General features: G+C 58.3%; 22 protein-coding genes. 8 read left to right on the forward strand and 14 right to left on the reverse strand.

Annotated features, from left to right (window positions below; genetic code table 11):
* Nucleotides 1-6: 6 nt before the first annotated feature.
* The 3 genes from DXXMK7_RS16940 to DXXMK7_RS16950 are packed head-to-tail and all read right to left on the reverse strand — an operon-like array spanning nucleotide 7 to nucleotide 5,845.
* Nucleotides 7-354, reverse strand: a complete 348-nt coding sequence (locus DXXMK7_RS16940; RefSeq protein ID WP_038920089.1) for a gamma-glutamylcyclotransferase — start codon at nucleotides 352-354, stop codon at nucleotides 7-9.
* A 2-nt stretch (nucleotides 355-356) separates the two neighbouring features.
* Nucleotides 357-4,112 carry a translocation/assembly module TamB domain-containing protein gene (locus DXXMK7_RS16945; protein WP_038920090.1) on the reverse strand — a complete coding sequence of 1,252 codons (3,756 nt, stop codon included), beginning with the start codon at nucleotides 4,110-4,112 and terminating at the stop codon, nucleotides 357-359.
* A complete protein-coding gene (locus DXXMK7_RS16950) occupies nucleotides 4,109-5,845 on the reverse strand; it encodes an autotransporter assembly complex family protein (RefSeq protein WP_123130523.1) in 1,737 nt (578 codons plus the stop codon). Before DXXMK7_RS16950 ends, DXXMK7_RS16945 begins: the two co-directional genes overlap by 4 nt.
* Before the next feature lie 384 nt (nucleotides 5,846-6,229).
* Here DXXMK7_RS16950 and msrA point away from each other — a divergent pair, with 384 nt between their 5' ends.
* Both msrA and DXXMK7_RS16960 read left to right on the forward strand, forming a co-directional pair.
* Nucleotides 6,230-6,868, forward strand: a complete 639-nt coding sequence (gene msrA / locus DXXMK7_RS16955; RefSeq protein ID WP_038921109.1) for a peptide-methionine (S)-S-oxide reductase MsrA — start codon at nucleotides 6,230-6,232, stop codon at nucleotides 6,866-6,868.
* A gap of 137 nt (nucleotides 6,869-7,005) precedes the next feature.
* The gene (locus DXXMK7_RS16960) at nucleotides 7,006-8,322 is read left to right on the forward strand and encodes a hemolysin family protein (RefSeq protein WP_038920092.1); all 1,317 of its coding nucleotides are present in this window, start codon (nucleotides 7,006-7,008) and stop codon (nucleotides 8,320-8,322) included.
* A 96-nt stretch (nucleotides 8,323-8,418) separates the two neighbouring features.
* On the opposite strand, the gene DXXMK7_RS16965 is transcribed toward DXXMK7_RS16960, so the two are convergent.
* Together DXXMK7_RS16965 and cysQ are read right to left on the reverse strand one after the other, a co-directional pair.
* Entirely contained in the window at nucleotides 8,419-8,625 is a 207-nt protein-coding gene (locus tag DXXMK7_RS16965) for a DUF1107 domain-containing protein (protein WP_012768543.1), read from the reverse strand.
* A gap of 417 nt (nucleotides 8,626-9,042) precedes the next feature.
* A complete protein-coding gene (gene cysQ / locus DXXMK7_RS16970) occupies nucleotides 9,043-9,783 on the reverse strand; it encodes a 3'(2'),5'-bisphosphate nucleotidase CysQ (RefSeq protein WP_038920093.1) in 741 nt (246 codons plus the stop codon).
* Between the two features lie 359 nt (nucleotides 9,784-10,142).
* Here cysQ and DXXMK7_RS16975 point away from each other — a divergent pair, with 359 nt between their 5' ends.
* Together DXXMK7_RS16975 and ytfE are read left to right on the forward strand one after the other, a co-directional pair.
* On the forward strand, nucleotides 10,143-12,092 hold the full coding sequence (locus DXXMK7_RS16975) for a bifunctional 2',3'-cyclic-nucleotide 2'-phosphodiesterase/3'-nucleotidase (protein ID WP_038920094.1): 1,950 nt from the start codon (nucleotides 10,143-10,145) through the stop codon (nucleotides 12,090-12,092).
* A gap of 141 nt (nucleotides 12,093-12,233) precedes the next feature.
* Nucleotides 12,234-12,899, forward strand: a complete 666-nt coding sequence (gene ytfE / locus DXXMK7_RS16980; protein ID WP_038666120.1) for an iron-sulfur cluster repair protein YtfE — start codon at nucleotides 12,234-12,236, stop codon at nucleotides 12,897-12,899.
* 104 nt (nucleotides 12,900-13,003) lie between these two features.
* Here ytfE and DXXMK7_RS16985 read toward each other — a convergent pair whose 3' ends face one another.
* Both DXXMK7_RS16985 and fklB read right to left on the reverse strand, forming a co-directional pair.
* Nucleotides 13,004-13,360, reverse strand: a complete 357-nt coding sequence (locus DXXMK7_RS16985; RefSeq protein WP_038920095.1) for a DUF2502 domain-containing protein — start codon at nucleotides 13,358-13,360, stop codon at nucleotides 13,004-13,006.
* Nucleotides 13,361-13,654: 294 nt separating this feature from the next.
* Complete coding sequence (fklB, locus tag DXXMK7_RS16990; protein WP_038666118.1) at nucleotides 13,655-14,275, reverse strand: FKBP-type peptidyl-prolyl cis-trans isomerase; 621 nt, start codon at nucleotides 14,273-14,275, stop codon at nucleotides 13,655-13,657.
* A gap of 225 nt (nucleotides 14,276-14,500) precedes the next feature.
* On the opposite strand from fklB, the gene DXXMK7_RS16995 reads away from it, so the two are divergent.
* Nucleotides 14,501-15,208 (forward strand): LysM-like peptidoglycan-binding domain-containing protein, encoded by a 708-nt coding sequence (locus DXXMK7_RS16995; protein ID WP_038920096.1) that lies wholly within the window; start codon nucleotides 14,501-14,503, stop codon nucleotides 15,206-15,208.
* Here the strand turns inward: DXXMK7_RS16995 and DXXMK7_RS17000 are convergent.
* The 6 genes from DXXMK7_RS17000 to yjfP all read right to left on the reverse strand — a co-directional run bounded on the left by DXXMK7_RS17000 (nucleotide 15,192) and on the right by yjfP (nucleotide 18,081).
* The gene (locus tag DXXMK7_RS17000) at nucleotides 15,192-15,566 is read right to left on the reverse strand and encodes a DUF488 domain-containing protein (protein WP_038920097.1); all 375 of its coding nucleotides are present in this window, start codon (nucleotides 15,564-15,566) and stop codon (nucleotides 15,192-15,194) included. The genes DXXMK7_RS16995 and DXXMK7_RS17000 overlap by 17 nt on opposite strands.
* 116 nt (nucleotides 15,567-15,682) lie before the next feature.
* Nucleotides 15,683-16,132, reverse strand: coding sequence for a 50S ribosomal protein L9 (gene rplI, locus DXXMK7_RS17005; RefSeq protein ID WP_033569210.1), 450 nt, complete (start codon nucleotides 16,130-16,132; stop codon nucleotides 15,683-15,685).
* Between the two features lie 41 nt (nucleotides 16,133-16,173).
* Nucleotides 16,174-16,401: a 30S ribosomal protein S18 gene (rpsR, locus tag DXXMK7_RS17010; RefSeq protein WP_000135199.1), complete on the reverse strand. Its 228-nt coding sequence runs from the start codon at nucleotides 16,399-16,401 to the stop codon at nucleotides 16,174-16,176.
* A gap of 4 nt (nucleotides 16,402-16,405) precedes the next feature.
* The gene (gene priB, locus DXXMK7_RS17015) at nucleotides 16,406-16,726 is read right to left on the reverse strand and encodes a primosomal replication protein N (protein ID WP_038920098.1); all 321 of its coding nucleotides are present in this window, start codon (nucleotides 16,724-16,726) and stop codon (nucleotides 16,406-16,408) included.
* Between the two features lie 5 nt (nucleotides 16,727-16,731).
* On the reverse strand, nucleotides 16,732-17,124 hold the full coding sequence (rpsF, locus tag DXXMK7_RS17020) for a 30S ribosomal protein S6 (protein WP_012768533.1): 393 nt from the start codon (nucleotides 17,122-17,124) through the stop codon (nucleotides 16,732-16,734).
* A 207-nt stretch (nucleotides 17,125-17,331) separates the two neighbouring features.
* Nucleotides 17,332-18,081 carry an esterase gene (gene yjfP, locus DXXMK7_RS17025; protein WP_038920099.1) on the reverse strand — a complete coding sequence of 250 codons (750 nt, stop codon included), beginning with the start codon at nucleotides 18,079-18,081 and terminating at the stop codon, nucleotides 17,332-17,334.
* 226 nt (nucleotides 18,082-18,307) lie between these two features.
* Here yjfP and DXXMK7_RS17030 point away from each other — a divergent pair, with 226 nt between their 5' ends.
* The 3 genes from DXXMK7_RS17030 to DXXMK7_RS17040 all read left to right on the forward strand — a co-directional run bounded on the left by DXXMK7_RS17030 (nucleotide 18,308) and on the right by DXXMK7_RS17040 (nucleotide 21,073).
* A complete protein-coding gene (locus DXXMK7_RS17030) occupies nucleotides 18,308-20,248 on the forward strand; it encodes a methyl-accepting chemotaxis protein (protein WP_038920100.1) in 1,941 nt (646 codons plus the stop codon).
* Between the two features lie 138 nt (nucleotides 20,249-20,386).
* Nucleotides 20,387-20,752: a biofilm peroxide resistance protein BsmA gene (gene bsmA / locus DXXMK7_RS17035; protein WP_038920101.1), complete on the forward strand. Its 366-nt coding sequence runs from the start codon at nucleotides 20,387-20,389 to the stop codon at nucleotides 20,750-20,752.
* A gap of 45 nt (nucleotides 20,753-20,797) precedes the next feature.
* Nucleotides 20,798-21,073, forward strand: a complete 276-nt coding sequence (locus DXXMK7_RS17040; RefSeq protein ID WP_038920102.1) for a hypothetical protein — start codon at nucleotides 20,798-20,800, stop codon at nucleotides 21,071-21,073.
* Between the two features lie 104 nt (nucleotides 21,074-21,177).
* Here DXXMK7_RS17040 and rlmB read toward each other — a convergent pair whose 3' ends face one another.
* The gene (gene rlmB, locus DXXMK7_RS17045; RefSeq protein WP_038920103.1) at nucleotides 21,178-21,912 is read right to left on the reverse strand and encodes a 23S rRNA (guanosine(2251)-2'-O)-methyltransferase RlmB; all 735 of its coding nucleotides are present in this window, start codon (nucleotides 21,910-21,912) and stop codon (nucleotides 21,178-21,180) included.
* Nucleotides 21,913-21,932: the final 20 nt, after the last annotated feature.

The raw sequence follows: 21,932 nt of genomic DNA on the forward strand, positions 1-21,932 counted from the left end.
TTTTTTTTACTGCTCTTCGTTACGCTTCAACCAGTCGCCGCTGGCGATGCGGCGCAGACCGGTAACCGGGCGCTGATACAGGTAGATCCAGGCGCTGCCGAAAGGCGTGGCGATAAGCTCACGCTGGTAAACGCCGTCTCCCCGCTTCAGTTCATCCAATTCGGTCAGAATAGACGAACTGATGCGGTACACTTCGCAGTAAATCTCTCCTTTGCCTGCAACCGCCGCCGGGTAGTGTCCCAGATCGTACAGCTCATACCCTTCAAGCTGATGATCCCCTAACCACTGAGCGTTGGTCATCCAATGACTGTTTCCCTGTTTGCGCCGTAAACTGCCGTAGACAATAATTCGCATTGCTAAAACTCGAACTGATAGAGCACATCAAGCGCCTGATTCACACCAGACACCGCTTCCAGATATAGTTTTGGCATTAAACGGTAACGTAAGGTTAACGTTGCCAATGAATCGAACAGGCCGACACCATACTTGACCTGTAGGCCCGGAAGGACGTAACCGCTGACAACCACCTGCGATTTGTCGCCAACCCCCTGTGTATCCAGAGCTAAATTGCTTACGCCAAAGGCCTCGCCGATTTTACCCACAACTTGACCACTTTGTGCAACCCCCAAACCGATCAGGGCCGATGTCATCATCGAACTATCCGTTCCGCTGCTGTTCAGTCCCTGGCCGCGCAACAGGTAGGACAAGGCCTCTTCCTGAGATAAGGTCGGGTCGGAGAACACTTCCAGCTTAGGCGCGGTGGCCGTGCCAGTTACCCGCACGCCGACCGTCACGCTGTCTGCGGTATTGTCCGGATTGCGGATCGCCTCGATATTCAGCACCGGCAGCGTCGGCGGGCCGGAGAACAGCAACTGTCCCTTGCGCACCTGCAGATCCTGACCATACGCCTTGAAACGCCCTTCCGGCATCGAAATCTGGCCGTTCAGGCCCAGCCCCTGCGTGTCCTGCGTGACTTTCAAATCGCCGCTCAGCCGGGCGCGCAGGCCATAGGCGTCGAGCCAGACATCATCGCCCACCCGCACGATCAGGTTGCTGGCAATCGGAATCGAACTGGCGGCGGTCGGCATCGGGCGTCGCCGTTCATCCAGAATAACCTCATCCGACGACACATCCACCGCGCTGGCCGGCATGTCATGCACTACGATTCGCGCCCAGGGGATCGTCACCGTGCCGTTGAGCGTCAGCAACTGCGGCGTCGCCTCGAACACAATATCCGGCGACACATCCAGTCGCGCCATCGGCGGCACCGTCACCCGCATGCGGTCGCCGTTGACGGCGATGCGCGCCCGCCAGGCTTCAGGCACCGACCAGTCGGCGTTCCCCGCCAAATTAATCTGCCCTTGCGTGGTGCGAAATACGCCCTGCAACGTCGACGACATGCCGTTGAACAACAGCGCCAGCCGCCCGCTGGTCAAATCCACCGGCATCCAACTGCCGTCCACGTCAAGATTATCCAGCGTCATCTGCCCGAACACCTGCGGGCGTTGCAGGTCGCCCCCCAGCCGCAGATCGGCATTAACGACCCCGGCCGCCTTCTCGTTCTGGCGCAGAATCGGCCGCAGCAGATCGAGCGACAACGCGTTTAACGTCACCGTACCGCTCAGGCTACGGCGTCGCTGCGGGTCGGCAATCTGTACATCGCCCCGAAAACGGCCATTGCCCTGAATCCCCATCAGCCATGCCAGCCGCGCCTGCCCTCGCTGCAACCCGGCCTCCAGCGTCAGCGTATCAAAGACCACCGGCAGCGTACCGCCCTGTACCTGCTGACGCACGGTTACGCCATTGCCGGCCAGCGCGACGTGGGCTTCCGGCAGACCGCCGTTTGCCTGCCAGCTAACCTGAGCGTTGCCGGTAATCGTGCCGTTGACCGCCGTCTGCTGGCCGATAAAGGGTTTCAGCATCGCCAGATTAAACCGGTTCAGATTGACGCTCGCCTTGCCGCTGGCGCCCGCCTCGATCGGCTGCGGCACGCACAGCTCGGCATCCGGGTTACGCCAGCAATGCGCGCCCACCGTGACTTTCTGCGCCGCCGCCTGATAAACCAGCGACATCGCCGGCGCCAGCCGCCACTCGCCGACCGGGGTTTCAAAGCGCGTATCGCTGAGTTCCCCCTGCCAGCGCTGCTGCGCACGGTCGAAATGACCGCTCAACAACAACTGACCGCCTATCGGCTCACCGTTCATGGTCAACCGCAACTGGTGTTGGTTTTCGTCGCCGGTAGCGCGCACATTCAGGGACGCCAGACGCAGGTCGCCCTGCGCCAGTTGCTGTAGCTGCAATGTCAGCGTGCCGTGCACCTGTTTATCCGACTGCACATCGCCATTGAGTGTCAGTTTGCCAAGGCTTAGTTCCTGCCAGCGCAGCGCCGTGGCATTGATTTCCGTCTGCAACTGCGGCGCGTCGCGTTTGCCGCTCAGTCGCAATTTCCCCATCACCTGCCCGCCCAGACCCGGCAGAATCCCGTTGAGCGACGGCGCGTTGATATCGCCGTTCAGCCGCCACTGGTCGCTTAGCTCACCCTGCAGCGTCAGTTGGTTACGCCCCAATGCCAGCGTCACGCCTGGAATCGACCACTGGCCGCCGGCGTTGCCGCTCAGCGCCCCTTTGACCATCACCTTGTTCTGCCGTACCTGCCCGTCCAGCGCCAGCTGCGGCACGTCCAGTTGCCACGTCTCGCCCGCCAGACTGCCGCGGGTGGTCAACGATCCTTCCAGCCGCGCCGGCCACTCCGGCCATTGCTGTGCGGTATTGATGCCTTTCAGGGTCAGTTTGCTGTTCCAACTGATTGCATCGCGCCAGTCCAACTGGCCTGTGATATCCGCCGTGCCCTGCAACGCGGCCAGCCGCAATCGCGTCAGCGCGAACTGCTGCTCACTGCCGTTGCCCTCCAGCGTCAACGTGCCGGGCGGTAACTCGCGGCCGCGAATATCGCCCCGCAGGGCCAGCGAGTAATCGGTGGCTTTGCCGCCGATGTTCAGTTGTACGTCGTTGAACTGATATTGGGCGTCGCCGGTCAGCGGCCAGCGCAGTTGCGGGCTGTGCAGGCTGATATTCAAAGGCAGTCCCGGCTCGGCCAGCGCGGTTTGGATATCCAGTTGCGCCCGCTGCGGGCCGGACAGGTTCATCGCCAGCCGCAACTGCTGACGCAGACTGCCTTCGGCCGTCAGTCGCAGCCGTTCGCCTTTGAGCGGGTCGCGGTTCAGAATGCCGTTAACGTTGAGCGTTACCGGCCAGTCGCCGGCCAGCCGGGCCTCGCCGTGGGCGTACAGCGCGCCTTGCGGCGACTGCACCGTCAGCTGTTGCAACGTCAGTGTTTGCTGCCGGGTAGCGGCCTGCAACTGAAAACGGGAAAGGGTCACCGGCTGGCCGCCCAGAATCTGCCACGACTCGCCGCGCAAATCGGCGATGGTGATATCCAGCGGCAGCGTAAATTCAGGCATCGCCGGCAACAGCGGTGCGGCAAACAGGGTGCGCAGCGTCTCGCCCAGCGGTTGCGGTTTACCCGCAGTCGCCGGCGGCGTGGACGGCGTTTTCGGGGCGGCAGGCAGCGCCACGGTGAGGCCCGATACCTGCGTCGGCAGCAGCGTCAGCGACCGCCCCTGCCAGTTTAGGCCGGTTTGCAGCAACGACAGCGACACATCGGCGCCATCGACAATAATACGGCTGTTGCTCAGGTTTACACGGCGCAGCAGCACTGCCACCGGCGCGCTGATTTCGGTCACCGGCGCCGCCTGCGTCACCGGCTCGGGTTCAGCAGGCGGCATATCGCTGGTATTGATCGCCACCGTCAGATTTTGCAACGACAGGTCGTCCAGACACAGTTGGCTGCGCCACAGGCAATCCGGCGCCAGCGCCAGATGCAAATTGTCCGTCTGCACGGTCACGCCGGGCATTTGATAGCGTACCGCTTTCAGCGTCAAATCGCGCCAGCCGCCCTCGACCTGCCCTATCTCCAGCCCCGGCACCCAGCGCACGGCGGCGCTGAGTAACAGATGCAACCCCGGCGTCGTGGTCACCAGCAACACCACCGCCAGCAACAACGCCAGTACGCCAGCCATTAGGCCAATTCCGGCTTTTTTCATCCTGCTCATAACTCCGGCCCCAGCCCGATATAAAACTGCAATCCGTGTTTGTCGTCATCCCCAATCGGCCGGGCGATATCGAATTTGATCGGCCCCACCGGCGACGCCCAACGCACGCCGATGCCGGCACCGGTCTTGAGGTTGGTGCGCGCCAGATCGTTGACGGCCTCGCCGCTGTCCACAAAGACCGCGCCCCACCATTTCCCGGTGACGTTGTACTGGTATTCCAGCGAACCGGTTGCCAGTTTTGAGGCCCCGGTGAGTTTGCCGTCGCTGTCGCGCGGAGAAACGGACTTGTATTTATAGCCGCGAATACTGCGATCGCCGCCGGCGAAGAAACGCAGCGACGGCGGTACGCGGGAGAAGCTGCCGGTTTCAATCCAGCCCAGATTGGCGCGCGCCACGAAGCGGTGTTTTTCCGCCAGCGATCGGATCCAGACGTTCTGGGCCTGAAACACCGCAAAATCGATATCCGAGCCCCACAGGGTATTGGAGACATCCACCGAATAGCGCTGGGTATCGCCCCAGTCGGGCATCAGCCCGCCCCTCTGCCGGGTACGGTTAAAGCTGAGACCGGGGTATATCAGCATGGTGGTATTGGTGACGTTGGCCTGGGTAAAGTGATCCAGCGTCCAGCGCAGGTTGACCGCCCGCTGCCAGCCGCTGGACAGCTCCCAGTAACGCGCCAGGTTGAGCGACGTCGAGTCGGACTGGGTGTCATTGAGATCTTCGCGCTTGAAACCGCCCTGCACCAGATAGTATTGCTCCAGCGGACTTTTCAGCAGCGGAATCTTGTAGCTCAGATCCAGTTGCTGCTCCGGCGCGGACAAACTCAGGCTGCTTTCCAGGCTGTGGCCGTAAGAATTGACCCAGGGTCTTTTCCAGGTGGTTTTCAGCCGCGGCCCGACATCGGTGGCGTAGCCGACACCGGTTTCCACGCTGTTGCGGGTGCGCGGCGTCAGCACCGCATCCAGCGGCAGCACTTTACTCTGGCGGCCCTGTTCGAAATCGGGCGCCACCACCACCGAATTGAACCAGCCGGTAGCGGACAGACGTCGGTTAAACTCCCCCAACTGTTCCGCAGAGTAAACATCGCCCTCCTGAAACGGCACCAGATTGTACAGATAAGCCGACTGGATCTGGGAACCGCGAAAGTTGACCTTGCCGAAGCGATAACGCGTGCCGCTGTCGTAGTCAATATCCCACCAGGCCTGATGGGTGGACGGCATCACGCCCAGTTGGCTTTTATTGAAGCGGCCGTCAAAGTACCCCTTTCGCATCGACAGGGTGCCGAGTTCGCTTTTGAAATCATCGTAAGCGCCGTGATTGAGGATACTGCCTTCGGCGGGGCGATGCTGTCTCACCAGTTTTTGATAGTCTTCATCACTCTGCGCGCCGCCGCGAATGGCAATGCTGGAGCCGGCGATTTTCACCGGTTCCCCCGGCTTGACGGTCACCTTCAGCACCGGACGGCCGCGCCCCTGCGCCGGGATAAACTCAAAGCGGACCTCCGGGTCGTAGTAACCCAGCGCGCGCAACCCTTTGCGGATCGCTTCATCGACCCGGGCGCGGAAACGGCCATCGGCGTTGACTTCATCTGGCGTGATGGTGGAAAGACGGGCACGTACATTTTTCTGCAGTTCGCCCTCCAGCCCGGTGAGCTGCAGGCGCACGTTCGATGCGGCAAGCGCCGGCGCCGCCATCAGCAGCAGACTTCCGAGTCCCAACATGCGGCAGAACATGACGCCGCGACGGCAAAATTTGTTTTTTGTCCTGATAAAAATTGTCACTTAACTTCCCGGCAGTGTCAGCAGAATCGACGTATTTTCTGATTAACCACAGACAAGTATGCCTGTAACGGTGTTGTTAACTATAGATAGTCGTCGCCATGCAGACAACGCTATCGCCCTGAAAACCCCCATCGCTGATGTCGGACATCGCCAGTCGACGGGCAGGTCTGACGGTCTCCGGATGCTGACCATACGTGCGCCTATCGTTGCAACGCGCCGCCCGACGCCAGCATCGCTGTCATATTGCCGTGCTATTTCGCCATAAAGACAGAGCGCATTAACTCGGTTATGCTCTGAAAGTATGAAACACAGGGTGATAATCAGGAGCCAAACGTGATAGCGAATTTTGATAAGACACAGCTGATCGGCCAGTCGGACGCCCTGCCGGGCCGCACCACACCGATGCCGGTCGCCCGTCTGCATGTGGTGAATCAGCATTCCATGACCCATGTGCCGGATCACATGGAGGTGGCGATCTTCGCCATGGGCTGCTTCTGGGGCGTGGAACGGCTGTTCTGGCAACAGTCCGGGGTGTACAGCACTGCGTCCGGGTATTGCGGCGGCTATACCCCCAACCCCACTTACCGGGAAGTGTGCACCGGCAAAACCGGCCACGCGGAAGCCGTGCGGGTAGTGTTTGATCCTGCGGTGGTGAGTTACCCGCAGTTACTGCAACTGTTTTGGGAAAATCATAACCCGGCGCAAGGCATGCGACAGGGCAACGACATCGGTACGCAGTATCGTTCCGCTCTCTATACGTTAACCCCGGAGCAGGAAACCGCGGCGAAAGAGAGCTACCAGCGCTTCCAGCAGGCCATGCGCGATGCGGGCGAGAACCGCGACATCACCACGGAAATCCAGCCCGCCGGGCCGTTTTACTACGCCGAAGACGAGCACCAGCAATACCTGCACAAGAACCCGAACGGCTATTGTGGGCTGGGCGGCATCGGGGTTTGCCTGCCCCCGCAGGGGTGAAACTGGCGGCGATTTAACCTCGCCTGCTATACTGGGCGACCACGGGCCGGCTTCCGGCCCCTGTTGCGGCGATGCCGCACCCATAATGTTATTCCCTTTCAGAGGTTCGCCGTCCGTGACGACTGTGCGAAAAAACTATGTTAAACAGTCTGTTAATTATTTTATGTCTTATCGCCATCAGTGCGTTTTTCTCTTTGTCTGAAATATCGCTGGCCGCTTCACGCAAGATCAAACTGAAGCTGATGGCCGACGAAGGAGACCTGAACGCTGCTCTGGTACTGAAATTTCAGGAAACGCCGGGCATTTTCTTCACCGTGATTCAGATCGGCCTCAACGCGGTCGCCATCCTGGCCGGTATCATCGGCGACGCCGCCTTCTCGCCCTATTTCGAAATGCTGTTTGCCAGCTTTCTGCCGCAGGACATGGTCGCCCGCGCCAGTTTTATCTGCTCGTTTGTGCTGGTTACCAGCCTGTTCATCCTGTTTGGCGACCTGACGCCGAAACGCATTGGTATGATTGCCCCGGAAGCGATAGCCATTCGGATCATCAACCCCATGCGCTTCTGTCTGCTGGTGTTCCGCCCGCTGGTCTGGCTGTTCAACGGTCTGGCTAACCTGATTTTCCGGCTGTTCAAGCTGCCGATGGTGCGTAAAGAAGACATCACTCCCGACGATATCTATGCGGTGGTGGAAGCCGGCGCGCTGGCCGGCGTACTGCGTAAACAGGAACATGAGCTGATCGAAAACGTGTTCGAACTGGAGTCGCGCACCGTGCCCTCTTCAATGACCTCGCGCGAAAGCGTGGTCTATTTCGACCTGCATGAAGATGAAACGCAGATCAAAGAGAAAATCGCGCACCAGCCGCATTCCAAGTTTCTGGTGTGCAACGGCACCATCGATCAGATTGTCGGCTATGTGGATTCCAAGGATCTGCTGAACCGGGTGCTGGGCAATCAGAGTCTGGAACTGACCAGCGGCGTACAGATTCGCCCGGCGCTGATCGTGCCGGACACGCTGACGCTGTCGGAAGCGCTGGAAAGTTTCAAAACCGCCGGCGAAGACTTCGCGGTGATCCTCAACGAGTACGCGCTGGTGGTGGGAATTATCACCCTTAACGACGTAATGACCACGCTGATGGGCGACCTGGTTGGGCAGGGGCTGGAAGAGCAGATCGTCGCCCGTGACGAGAACTCCTGGCTTGTCGATGGCGGTACGCCGATAGAAGATGTCATGCGTGCACTCAGCATCGATGAGTTCCCCCACTCCGACAATTACGAAACCATCGGCGGGTTCATGATGTACACGCTGCGTAAAATCCCCAAACGCACCGATTTTGTTCGCTACGCCGGGTATAAGTTCGAAGTGGTGGATATCGACAGCTACAAGATCGACCAGCTGCTGGTCACACGGCTGGAAGAAAAAACGGCGCTCAACGCTGAAACGCATCCGGCATAAGCCGCTTCGCGCACTAACTTCAACAAAGAGTACAACCCCAACAAATAACAACGGCCCGTTAACGGGCCGTTTTCCTGTCGCAGGGGGCGAGTTCCTTCAACCCAATTCAGCCTGCAACTTCAGTACCTGACGGTTGACTTCGGACATCACCACCAGATGCTGTTTATCCTGCGTTTTGGGCAACAGAATGCGGCCCTGATCAAATTCAAAAGCGCCAATCCCTTTAATGTAGAGTCTTCCACGAAACAGGATTTTCACATACTTGGCGACCTTCAGGGGGTTGTAACGTTCGAAGATCCTCATCGTCTTCCTCTCCTCCCGTTTTTTTTCCACTGCGCTACCCGTTCCCAATTAGGGTCGGATGATGTTCAGCACGGCAATCACGTACAACTGGTTAGTGTCCTTATCCTGCGGTTAGTTCCCGCAATGACAGAATTATTTACGGCGTTTACATATTTTTACCGAATAGACTAATGCCATACTTTTTAAATCAGTATAAACCTTCAAGTTATTGCCGTATGTGCGATATGCCGCAAACTCACATACGCGACGGTAACCGCATCAACGGCCGCCAATCTACCGTGAAAATATGACCAAAAAACGACAGTGCGCCGCCAGCGGCATAAAGATAAAAACGGGAAGGCGGGAAGAGCACGGCAGGCCTATCGCCTGCCGTGGCTATCATCAGGAAAAATCCGGCCGGAGCGACCGGAAAAGGCATCAGAACAGTGAAACGCGAAAGCCCGGATTCAGGAAGGATTCGCGCGGCAGATAAGAGAGCGAGCGCCCTTGCCAGTCATGCACCTGCGCGCCGGCGGCCAGCGCCACCGCGTGCCCGGCGGCGGTATCCCAGATATTGGTCGGCCCAAAACGCGGATAAAGCTGGGCCTTGCCCTCCGCCACCAGACAGAACTTCAGCGACGAGCCAATGGACACGGTCTGGTGTTCGCCCAACTGTCGCAGATAATCGTCCAGCTCCGCATCGGCGTGAGAGCGGCTCACCACGACCAGCGGCGGTCTGGCGTCTTTTACCTGAATGGCGCGGCGTTTCCCGCCTTCTTCCTTCCAGGCCTTGCCGTCCGCCGCGGCGTACATCACCCCGGTCACCGGCACGTATACGACGCCCAGCACCGGTTTGCCGTTATCGATCAGCGCGATATTGACGGTGAACTCGCCGTTGCGATTGAGAAATTCTTTGGTGCCGTCCAGCGGATCCACCAGCCAGTAACGCTGCCAGTGCTGACGTTCGGACCACGCCTGCGGGTCCTCCTCCGACAGCATCGGAGTCTCGGGGTAGTGTTCGGCCAATCCACGCGCAATCACCTGATGCGCCGCCAGGTCGGCGGCCGTCACCGGCGAGTCGTCTTTCTTTAGCGCCACGTTCAGCGGCTGCTGACCGTTATAAACCTGCATGATGGCGTCTCCCGCCTCACGCGCCAGTTGGCAGATCTGTTCTAACATCGTTTCACCTCATTATACGTACAGGCCATGTGTCAGGTGCCGCGACAGCGCACGCACCGGGCCATTTTTATGTCTGCCCCGGAATTCTATACCCAAAATAATTCAAGTTGCAGGAAGGCGGCGACGCAACGAATCCCCAGGAGCTTACTCAAGTAAGTGACTGGGGTGAGAGAGGAAAGCCAACGCACCTGCAGCTTGAAGTATGACGGGTATATGCCATGCTTCACACTTCCAGCTGATATTTAACACGATATTCATCAAAATCTGCGATACACATTTTGGCCGCGCCGCCATTGCCGGACAACCGCCCGACTGCGCAGGCGCCGCCATGTTAATACCTCGTCACAGGAGCGACCTTTATGAAGCATAAGCTGGTGCTGAGCCTGCTCGCGATAGCCATCGCTAACGCCACTCAGGCAGCCACCGTCGATTTACGGGTGCTGGAAACCACCGATCTTCACAGCAATATGATGGACTATGACTACTATAAAGACAGTCCAACGGATAAATTCGGACTGGTCCGTACCGCCAGCCTGATTCAGGCCGCCCGTCAGCAAGCCGTCAACAGCGTGCTGGTGGACAACGGCGACATTATTCAGGGCAGCCCGCTGGGCGACTACGCCGCCGCCAAAGGGTTGCAGAAAGGCGACGTGCACCCGGTCTATCTGGCGATGAACACGCTGGATTATGCGGTCGGCAATATCGGTAACCACGAATTCAACTACGGGCTGGACTACCTGCACAACGCGCTGGCCGGCGCCCATTTCCCGTATATCAACGCCAACGTGCTGGACGCGAAAACCGGCAAACCGCTGTTTACCCCTTACCTGATCGAAAAGAAAACGGTGAAAGACCGCGACGGCAAATCCCACGAGCTGCGCATTGGTTATATCGGCTTCGTGCCGCCGCAAATCATGGTATGGGACAAAGCTAACCTAAGCGGCAAAGTTACGGTAGCGGACATTACCGAAACCGCGAAAAAATGGGTGCCGGAACTGCGCAAACAGGGGGCGGACGTGGTGGTTGCCATACCGCATTCCGGCCTGTCGGCGGAGCCGTACAAAACGATGGCGGAAAACTCGGTCTACTACTTAAGCCAAATCCCCGGTATTGACGCCATTATGTTCGGCCACGCCCACGCGGTATTCCCGAGCAAGGATTTCGCCAGCATCAAAGGCGCCGATATCGCAAAAGGCACGCTGAACGGCGTTCCCGCCGTGATGCCCGGCCAGTGGGGCGACCATCTCGGCGTGGTGGATCTGGTACTGAACAACGACAGCGGCCAGTGGAAAGTGACCGAAGGTAAGGCGGAAGCCCGCCCGATCTACGACAAAGCGCAGAAGAAATCGCTGGCGGCGGAAGACCCGCAACTGGTCAACGTGCTGTCGGACGCCCATCAGAAAACCCGCGAGTTCGTCAGTAAGCCGATCGGCAAAGCTTCCGACAATATGTACAGCTACCTGTCGCTGATTCAGGACGACCCGACGGTGCAGATTGTCAACAACGCGCAGACCGCGTACGTCGAGCACTTTATTCAGGGCGACCCGGATTTAGCCGAACTGCCGGTGCTGTCGGCGGCGGCGCCGTTCAAAGCGGGCGGCCGCAAGAACGACCCGGCCAGCTACGTGGAAGTGGAAAAAGGCCAGTTGACCTTCCGTAACGCCGCCGACCTCTATCTCTACCCCAACACGCTGGTAGTGGTAAAAGTTAAAGGCGAGCAGGTACGGGAATGGCTGGAATGCTCCGCCGGTCAGTTCAACCAGATTGACGCGCACAAACGCGAGCCGCAGTCGCTCATCAACTGGGAAGGCTTTCGCACCTACAACTTTGACGTTATTGACGGCGTGAATTATCAGATCGACGTCACCCAGCCCGCCCGCTACGACGGCGAGTGCCAGTTGATCAACGGCAATGCGCATCGCATCAAGGATCTGACCTTCAAAGGCAAACCCATCGATCCGCAGGCCACGTTCCTGATCGCCACCAACAACTACCGCGCCTACGGCGAGAAATTCGCCGGCACTGGCGAAAAACAGGTCGCGTTCGCCTCGCCGGATGAAAACCGCGCGGTGCTGGCCGCCTATATCAGCGCCGAAACGAAAAAAGCCGGCGAGGTAAAACCAGCCGCGGACAACAACTGGCGTCTGGCAAAAATTGTCAGCGATACCCCGCTGGATATCCGGGTGGAAACATCGCCGTCGCCGAAAGCGGCTGCCTTCATCAAGGAAAAATCGCAGTACCCGCTAACGCTGGTAGGTAACGATGACATCGGCTTTGCCGTCTACCGTCTGGACCTGCAAAAACAGTAACCCTATCAAACCGCGCTCCCACGGCGCGGTTTTTTTTCGTCTCCCCCGCATTCGCCATCGTAATCCTTTTTAGGGATAGCTAATTTTAAAAGATGCATTTAAAATACATTTTATAAATTACACCGTTCAGGGGTACCCATCATGCATTACCGCGACCAATCATTAGGCGAACTGGCCATCACCATCCCTCGCGCCACCGCGCTGTTTCGTGAATTCAACCTCGATTTCTGCTGTGGCGGCAAACAGACGCTGCTGCGCGCCGCCAGCAAACAGGCGCTGGATATCGAGATACTGGAATCACGCCTGGCCGATCTGGCGGCGCAGCCGTCAACGGAGAAAGACTGGCAGCAGGCCTCGCTGAGCGAGATGATCCAACACATCATCAGCCGTTTCCACGATCGTCACCGTGAGCAGTTGCCGGAACTGATCCGCATGGCCGAAAAAGTGGAACGCGTGCACCACGATAAACCAGCCTGCCCGCACGGACTGACCAATCAACTGATGCTGATTCACGACGATCTGGCGCAGCACATGATGAAAGAAGAACGGATCCTGTTCCCGATGATTCAGTCCGGTATGGGCGCGCAAGCCGGCGGACCGATTTCGATGATGGAACACGAACATGATGACGCCGGTCAGCAACTGGAAGTGGTCAAAACGATCACCAACAACGTTACGCCGCCCGCTAATGCCTGCACCACCTGGCGGGCGCTGTATACCGGCATCAACGAGTTTATCGACGACCTGATGGAGCACATTCATCTGGAAAATAACCAGCTGTTCCCACGGGCACTGCGGGGCGAGTAATTGGCGTTATCCGTCAGCGCCTATCCATCACACCGCGCCCGCCGCCATAAAAAAACCGCGCCGTTTTAGCGCGGTTTTTGTCTTTTCGTTATCGGCCGCCCGGCTTACCAGCGCGGGCCGCCGCCATGATGGCCCCAGCCGCCCCACCCCGGGCCAGGCCCCGGACCGCGTGGTCCGGCAGGGACAACGTAAACCGGTTGCGGGCGTTCAATCACCACAACGCGTGGCGGGGGTGGCGGTGCGTAGTAATAAACCTGGCGGGCATGATGGTGCCGACGCTCATACCAGCTGTCGGGATCGCACCAACGATTGCCGTCCCAGTAATAGCCACGATCGTCACGATCGCCGATGTGAAGATACACACCCGGCAGCGCCAGACTCAGGCTGTCGGCCTGTGCGGCGGGCATCGCCGACAACAGTACACCCGTCATAATGGCACCTAATAAAAGTGGCTTAATCATAATGCTAACCTCTGCTTCACCGCGATGCGGCGGATGACTCACTTATACGGCGCGCCGCCATGAGCCGCTATCAGAAAATGGCTAAATATTAATACCTTCAGGAAAGCAATTCAGGTTTGGCGACGCTTATCGACGTCAGCATAACGAGGCAATCGTCAGACCGCCTTTACGAGGTGTATCGACGGGTTACACGACACGGAATCAGCAGGGATGAAAGCAATGAGGCCGATGCGGCTAACACCATGATAGGTCAGAGAAAAGTATGCCGGGTCACGACGTCCCCGGCAGGGAAACTTACAGGATTTCCAGCAGTTCCACTTCAAAAATCAGCGTGCTGAACGGCGGGATGGACGCACCCGCGCCACGTTCGCCATACGCCAGATTCTGAGGAATATAGAGTTCCCACTTCGAACCGACCGGCATCAGCGTCAACGCTTCGATCCAGCCAGGAATCACGCCGCTAACCGGGAATTCCGCCGGCTGGCCGCGCTGCACCGAGCTGTCGAACACGGTGCCGTCAATCAGGCGGCCGGTGTAGTGAACCCGCACCCGATCCTGACGCGCCGGGATAGCGCCTTCGCCCTGCGTCAGTACACGGAACTGCAGGCCGGTCTCGGTGCTGCTGACGCCGTCTTTACTAGCGTTGGCTTCCAGAAAGCGCTGGCCTTCCGCCGCCTGCTCACGCTGACGCTCACGACGCACCGCATCCGCCCGCTCATGCACTTCACGCAACGCGCGATGTACCACATCAACCGGCACCACAGGCGCTTTTCCTTCCAGCGCATCGCACAGACCCGCTACCAGCGCATCGGGGATCAACCCCTCCAGACCAGATTCCTGCAGTTGTTGACCAATCTGCAGGCCAATGCCGTAGCTTGCCTGCGCTTCGACGCTGTCATAAGAAGGCGTTGTCATGAATGTTCCTTTAATCTGTAAAATACGAAAGCGCAGCATAGCAGCGAGTCGGTTGAGGGTAAAACGTTCTGTCGCGATCTCGCCGTGTTGCCGGCCGGCACAGCGTCAAACCGCTCATGTTTGCGGCGTCGGAACCCAATGACGATGACCTTAACTGGTTATCTGTCCTTGATTACCGATATAATTAAGCTGTTTCACCTTTATACGGTTCTAAGAGAGGTCACCATGGGCAGAATCGCGCCCAGGAGAAAGCAATCCACCTGGAATCACCTGACGCTATGGCAATCCTGCCAGAATTGGCTGGCCCAATGGCGTCGACGCAAGGAAATTCCCGGTGAACCGGAAGAAAGCGCAGACGAGACGGAGACGGTTACCCCGGACCCCGCTCCACGCCGCAGACATCGCAGACAGCAACCCTGGCTGCGAACGCTTTGGCATCTGCCGGATGATTTCAGCTGGATGGAACCGCTGCCCTATTTTCACCGTCGTTGTATTTTGATTTTGCTGTGTTTGCTGTTGCTGGTGCTGCTGTGGCCGGTATCCCCCCCAGCCCCCGCGCCTTCCCGTCAGGTGGACGTGCCGCTCAGCTCGCAGACCGCGCCGATACAGGCGCAATTGGTGGCTCCTGCAGCCACCGCCAGCCAGACGCCGCGCCCGGCGACGTCTGGCGCCACCTGGCAATCCTATCAGATCGCGTCCGGCCAGACGCTGGCCCAGCTGTTTCGCGACAACAACCTTCCCGTCAACGATGTCTTCGCCATGGCGCAGGTGGAGGGGCAAAGCAAGCCGCTCAGCAATCTGCGGACCGGGCAGAAAGTCCAGCTGCAGCTCAATACGCAAGGTATGGTGAGCCAGCTTGAGATCGACACCCCGGACGGTCAGCAGGTGCAGTTCGTTCGCCAGCAGGACGGTTCCTTCATTCGCGTTCGCTAAGCGCAGCCTGTTCTATCAAAAAATCACGCAACACCACCGCATGATTCCGTTCCGTATCCCGGCTGCCATACAGCAGGGTTATCGGCTGCGACTGACGCAGTAACGCCGCCAGCGGCTGCCACGCAGTGTGCTGACTCAGCTCCGCGCGGTACATCCCGACGAATGTTTCCCACTCTACTGGGTTAGCATGATACCAGCGGCGCAATTCATGACTGGGTGCGACGTCTTTAAGCCAGACGACGTCGGGTAGACGGATTTTGGCGATGCCGCGCGGCCACAGCCGATCGACCAGAAACGTGGGGGAAGAAAAAGGAGGCTGCGCATCATAGACACGCATCAATTGGACCAGCTCGCTCATCTCGTATGTCGTTCAGTGATACACACGTTGATGATAGGCCGCTTTGACCGACTTACCAATGCAAAACGCTGGCACAAGGCCAGCGTTTTACCTGTTGTGGTCAACCGAAGTAAAAATTACTCGGCAACAACCACGACGTTCAGCTTGGCGAATACGTCGCTGTGCAGCTGGAAGCTTACTTCGTGCTCACCCAGCGTGCGCAGAACGCCGTTCGGCAGGCGAACTTCGCTCTTGGCAACATCAACACCAGCAGCGGTGACCGCGTCAGCGATGTCGCGAGTACCGATGGAACCGAACAGTTTGCCTTCGTCACCCGCTTTAGATGCGATGGTCACGGAAGCCAGCGCGTTGACTTTCTCAGCGCGGGCTTCAGCAGCAGCCAGAACGTCAGCCAGTTTGGCTTCCAGTTCAGCGCGGCGGGCTTCGAAAAACTCAACGTTTTTCTTGGTTGCCGGCACAGCTTTGCCCTGCGGAACCAGGAAGTTACGAGCGTAGCCCGCTTTAACGTTAACCTGATCACCCAGGCTGCCCAGGTTTGCTACTTTATCCAGCAGAATAACTTGCATTACCTTATCCTCTCAAAGTCTCGTTAATGGACAGTGGCCGATTACTGATGACGATCAGTGTACGGCAACAAAGACAGGTAGCGCGCACGCTTGATAGCGCGGGCCAGTTGACGCTGGTATTTTGCACGGGTGCCGGTGATGCGGCTCGGTACAATTTTACCACTTTCAGTGATGTAGTTTTTCAGCGTTGCGATGTCTTTATAGTCAATCTCTTGAACGCCTTCCGCGGTGAAACGGCAGAACTTGCGACGACGGAAATAACGTGCCATTTGGCTAGTCTCCAGAATCAATCAATTCAATCTGCTCGGCATGCAGCACCACTTTGCTCAGGCCATTGCGCCCTTGATGGCAACTAATGAACCCCTGAACCCTGAGTTGCATACCGACCGTTATACTGTGGGTAAATGCCTGTGACGGGTGTCCGCTGACAATCACGGGCATACGGCACCATGCTTGTCGGCTGAGTCCGGCTTCTTCCTGCACTGAGCGGTGCTCAAGCACAAACTGACAGTGAGGAATACCCGACGGACTGACTTTTCGAATGGGCGTCTTGCACACCGTGCCCGACAGCTCCAGTCGATTCACCGTCACCACAACAATTACTCTTCAGAATCCCCAACTTCAGCATCATCATCGGCTTCAGCGTATTCGTCACGACGCTCACGGCGTTCGTCTTTCGCTTTAACCATCGGAGATGCTTCAGTTACCGCGTGCTTAACGCGCATAACCATGCTGCGGATAACGGCGTCGTTGAAGCGGAAGTTAGTTTCCAGCTCATCGATCACTTCCTGCGGGGCTTCAACGTTCAGCAGAACGTAGTGAGCTTTGTGCAGTTTGTTGATCGGGTAAGCCAGCTGACGACGGCCCCAGTCTTCCAGACGGTGGATCTTGCCTTCCGCTGCTGTGATAGCACCGGTGTAACGCTCGATCATGCCCGGAACCTGTTCGCTCTGGTCAGGATGAACCATAAAAACGATTTCGTAATGACGCATCGAATTGCTCCTTACGGATTATTCAGCCTCCTGTCAGGGTCAGCCGCGGCCCATGGAAGCAAGGAACGTGTTGTGTGTACGGCTGAAAAAATGACGCGCAATTGTACTGACTGCCACGCGGGAAAACAAGCCATATCGCTGATTTCCATCATGAGGGGGCTGGGTCAGGAGAAATAGCCCGCCGCTGGCGGGCCATAGGCGGGTAAATCAAAGCGAGCGCGAGAAGAAATCCGCGCCGGCCTGCAGGGCGGTCGGGGTGATCTTGTGGCCGATGCCGGCCTCGGTCAGGTAAGTCAGATGCTGGTGGGACTGGCGAGCGGTTAACTCCCGGTACAGTCGTTCGCTCTCCTGCGCCGGCACCAGCTCATCCGCCAGACCGTGCCAGAGCAGCAGCGGCCGGTCGGAAACCTTGTCCAGTTGATGACGCACATCAAAGGGCGCGACGCGATCAGCCAGCGCCTGCAACTGCGCCTGCGCGCCCGGCTCTTCCGGCGCGACCGGCGGAAACAGCGTCTGCGACAGCGATGAAAAGTATCCGGAGCCCATAAAACAGGCCACAGCCCGCAGCCAGGGATATTGCGTCATCGCAGCCAGCGCGGTCATTCCCCCCATTGATGCGCCGCAAATCCCGACCCGATCCCCGTCAATCAGCCCCTGCTCCCGACACCAGTCCAGATGGAGCGGCAATTCACTGACATTATTCAGGAAAATATCCCAGAAACAGCGCCAGCGACGCGCTTCATCGCCGTCAAACCGCGCGCCATGCATCAACGCATCCGGCGCGATGACGCGGAACCCGGCCTTCGCCAGCGCGTAGGCAAAATACGCGTAGACTTCCTTCGACGAGGTATAGCCATGAAAGAAGAAAATGGTTGGCAACGGCCGCATTCGGCTGCCGGATGGAAAGGCATGCAACACCTCTATCCCTGAAACATTCTCACTTCCCATTTCTACCATCCTTGCCTCCATTCCTTCGTTGATTGACAGGTAAAACCGTAAAAAACGCCTACAATTATTCTGTATATCATTTAACCATCAACAACAATCGACACATAGAAAAATAGATCGCAATGATCTTGATCAAATTAGTTACAAAAGCACCAGTTAGTGTAAAATTTCGCACTTTTTTGCCGTTAACGGCATTAACCACCCCTAATAACGTCTCACAATAAAGAGAATTATCATGCAGCTTGCTTTTAGACGCTGGAGCCTCGGTGTCAAACTTTCAGTTATCGCCTCCCTGAGTGTGGCCGTGCTGTTTATCGCATTCAGCCTCAGCCTGACACGTTCGGCCGGTGAAAAACTGGAATCATTGACAATGCATGACATGGAAAGTCAGGTTACGGGTATTACAGATATGATAGCCATGTACGACACCAGCCTGCAGGCCAGCGTCGACAGCTATACCAATCTGTTTGCCAGCTTTCTTCCTTCTCGTTTTACCGTGGACAATCAGGCGCGTCTGCCCATCAGCGGCACGACCGCGCCGACCCTGAAATCCGGCGATACCGTCCTCAACATGAACACCGCCGTCACCGACGACTTTCTCAGCCGTACCGGCGCTATTTCCACCATTTTCGTGCGCGACGGCGACGACTTCGTGCGTATCACCACCTCGCTGAAAAAGGAAGACGGCTCGCGCGCCATCGGCACCAAACTGGATCGCGCCAGCCCGGCATTTGCGCCCGTCTCCGGCAACAAGTCCTTCAGCGGCCTGGCGGTACTGTTCGGCAAGCAATATATCACCCAGTACAAACCGGTCACCGACGCCAGCGGCAGCGTGATCGCCATTTTGTTCGTGGGGATTGATATCAGCAAAGAATTTGCCCAGATGCAAAAACGCATTCTGGATAAGCGTATCGGCGATACCGGCCACTTTATCGTGCTCAGCAAGGCAGGCGCGACGGCCGGCACCTATCTGGTGCACCCGTCGCTGGCCGGGCAAAAACCGGACTGGTCTGGCGATGCTCTGCAGCAGGTGCTGAAAAACGACGGCGGCAGGCTGGAATACGCTGATAACAGCCTGAGCGGCGATGACCGTACCCAGGTGATGGTATATCGCAGCGTGCCGCAGTGGAAATGGGTCGTCATCGGCACCATCAGCAAGGCCAGCCTGCTGGCGGAAATCAACACGATCCGCAATCTGTTTCTGGGCGGCGGCATCGCGCTGGTGGTGCTGTTCGCCGTGTTCTTTGTCTACCTTACCCGTCGCTGGCTGAGCCGGCCGCTGGAGGAAGTGGTTAAAGTGGCGGAGCAGTTCGCGGCCGGTAACCTGCAGGCGACGCTGACCACCGACAGCCAGGATGAAGTCGGCCGTCTGGTGGACGCCATCAACGGTATGGGCCACGGCCTGACCCGCCTGGTGTCTCAGGTGCGCGACGCCGCGGAAGAGATCGCCGCCGGTACTGACGCGCTGGCCGAAGACAGCGGCAACATCAGCGAGCAGATTTCCCGTCAGGCCAGCAGCGTGGAAGAAACCTCGGCCACGATGGAACAGTTGTCCTCGACGGTGAAACAGAATGCCGACAACGTCTCCGCCGCTAAAGGGCTGGCGGCGGAAAGCGCCAGCGCCGCGCAGAACGGCAGCATCACGGTGACGGACTCGGTGGAAACCATGAGCGAAATCAAACGCTCGTCGCAGAAGATCGCCGACATTACCACCACCATCCAGTCGATCGCCTTCCAGACCAATATTCTGGCGCTCAACGCGGCGGTGGAAGCCTCACGCGCCGGCGAGCACGGCAAGGGCTTCGCCGTGGTTGCCGCCGAAGTGCGTTCGCTGGCCCAACGCAGCTCTTCAGCGGTGAAGGAAATCGAAGCGCTGATTGCCGAATCGCTGCATCAAATCGAAACCGGCTACCGTTTCTCGGAAAAAACCCGTTCGGTGATGGACGATCTGCTGCATCGCATCCAGCAGGTCAGCACTATCGTCAACGACATTGATATCGCCTCGCGCGAGCAGTCGCTGGGCATTGAACAGGTTAACGTGGCCATCAACCAGATTGGGCAGGCCATCAACCAGAACGCTTCGCTGGTGCAGAATTCGGAAAGCACCGCGCAGGGACTACGCGAAAAAGGCCATCATCTGAGCGATGTGGTCAGCGTGTTCCGCATCCACTCCTGATCGCTTCATTACCTCTGCCGGCTACCGGCAGAGGTCCGCTTAGGCGGGTTATCCTCCGTTACACGCCGGCGGTATCCCTGTCTGCCTCAAGGGGTTACACTATATCCACCCAGTACCGGACTGACCGGAACACCACCAATGACACGCCCATCATGGCTCTTAAGCATTACGCCGTTGAACCGAGTGTTGCTGAGCACCCTGTTGTCGATGCTGATCAGCGGTTGCACGTTGCTGGCCGGTAAGCCGGTCCCGCCGCCGCCGCCCGCGGAACAGGCGGCCGAAATATCCAGAGAACAGAGCTATCTGCTGGAAAAAACCGGTTCAGTTTCGGTCGATGTACGCGGCAGTCTGGATGATGCGGTACGGGAAATACAGCGTCAGGCCAACGCTCGCGGCATGCCTTACTACCGGGTGGTCAGCCTGACGGAAAACGAACATGTGCGACGGGATAGCTGGCACGGCTATGCAATCTTCTACCGCCCGCCTGCCGCCGCCCGCCCCTGAACCAACCAGGCCAATCAGCGCCCCAGAAAGATTGAGAGGATAAGGATGAAAACAAAGATTGCCGCCATCGCCCTGTTACTGCTGACAACCGGCGTTAGCGGCGTGGCTGCGGCCTCGGAATACCCGTGCCGCAGCCCGGAATGGAATGTCTGGGTTGAAATGCAGGTGAATACCCGCGGACAGTTGGGCGATGTGGAAGTCGGTTCGCTGGTGTGGCAGCAGGCGGTAGAAAGCCGACTGCCTGCGACCTCCTGGCCATCGCGCAATTCCGTGCTGTGGTGCGCGGCCGTAGAACAGAAACTCGCCAGCCTGAAAAAATAACGCCCATCCTGAAGTGGATAGCAACAGGGCAACCTATCGCGGTTGCCCTGCCTGTCGGGAATCTTGTCTGACGCCCGTTCTCTTTTAGCGCGCCTGCGCCATGATTACGCCGAGCGCTGACGTACCGCCTCAAACAGGCAGATTCCGGTGGCGACCGACACGTTCAGCGACGACACGCTGCCCGCCATTGGAATGCTGATCAGTTCATCGCAGTGTTCTCGGGTCAGGCGACGCATCCCTTCCCCTTCCGCTCCCATCACCAGCGCCAGCGGGCCGGTAAGTTTGCTCTGATACAGGGTGTGATCCGCTTCGCCCGCCGTACCAACGATCCAGACGTTCTGCTCCTGCAGGAAACGCAGCGTGCGCGCCAGATTGGTCACACGAATCAGCGGTACGGTTTCCGCCGCGCCGCAGGCGACCTTTTTCGCGGTAGCGTTGAGTTGGGCAGACCGATCGCGCGGCACAATCACCGCGTGAACGCCCGCCGCATCGGCGCTGCGCAGGCAGGCTCCCAGGTTGTGCGGGTCGGTTACGCCATCCAATACCAGCAGGAACGGGGTATCCAGCGATGCCAGCAGTCCCGGCAGATCGTTTTCCTGATACTGTCGCCCCTCTTTCACCCGGGCGACAATGCCCTGATGCACCGCGCCTTCCACTTTGTCGTCCAGCCACTGGCGGTTAGCAACCTGCACCGCGATGCCGCTGGCTTCCAGCTCGGCGATCAACGGCTGCAGGCGGCGATCCTCACGCCCTTTAAGGGTGAACACTTCCAGAAAACGTTGGGGGTCTTGCTCCAGCAGCGCTTTCACCGCATGGATGCCGTAAATAATTTCGCTCATTACAACTCTTCAATAGTACG

This window comes from Dickeya sp. MK7, assembly GCF_000406305.1.
GTDB lineage: Bacteria > Pseudomonadota > Gammaproteobacteria > Enterobacterales > Enterobacteriaceae > Dickeya > Dickeya fangzhongdai.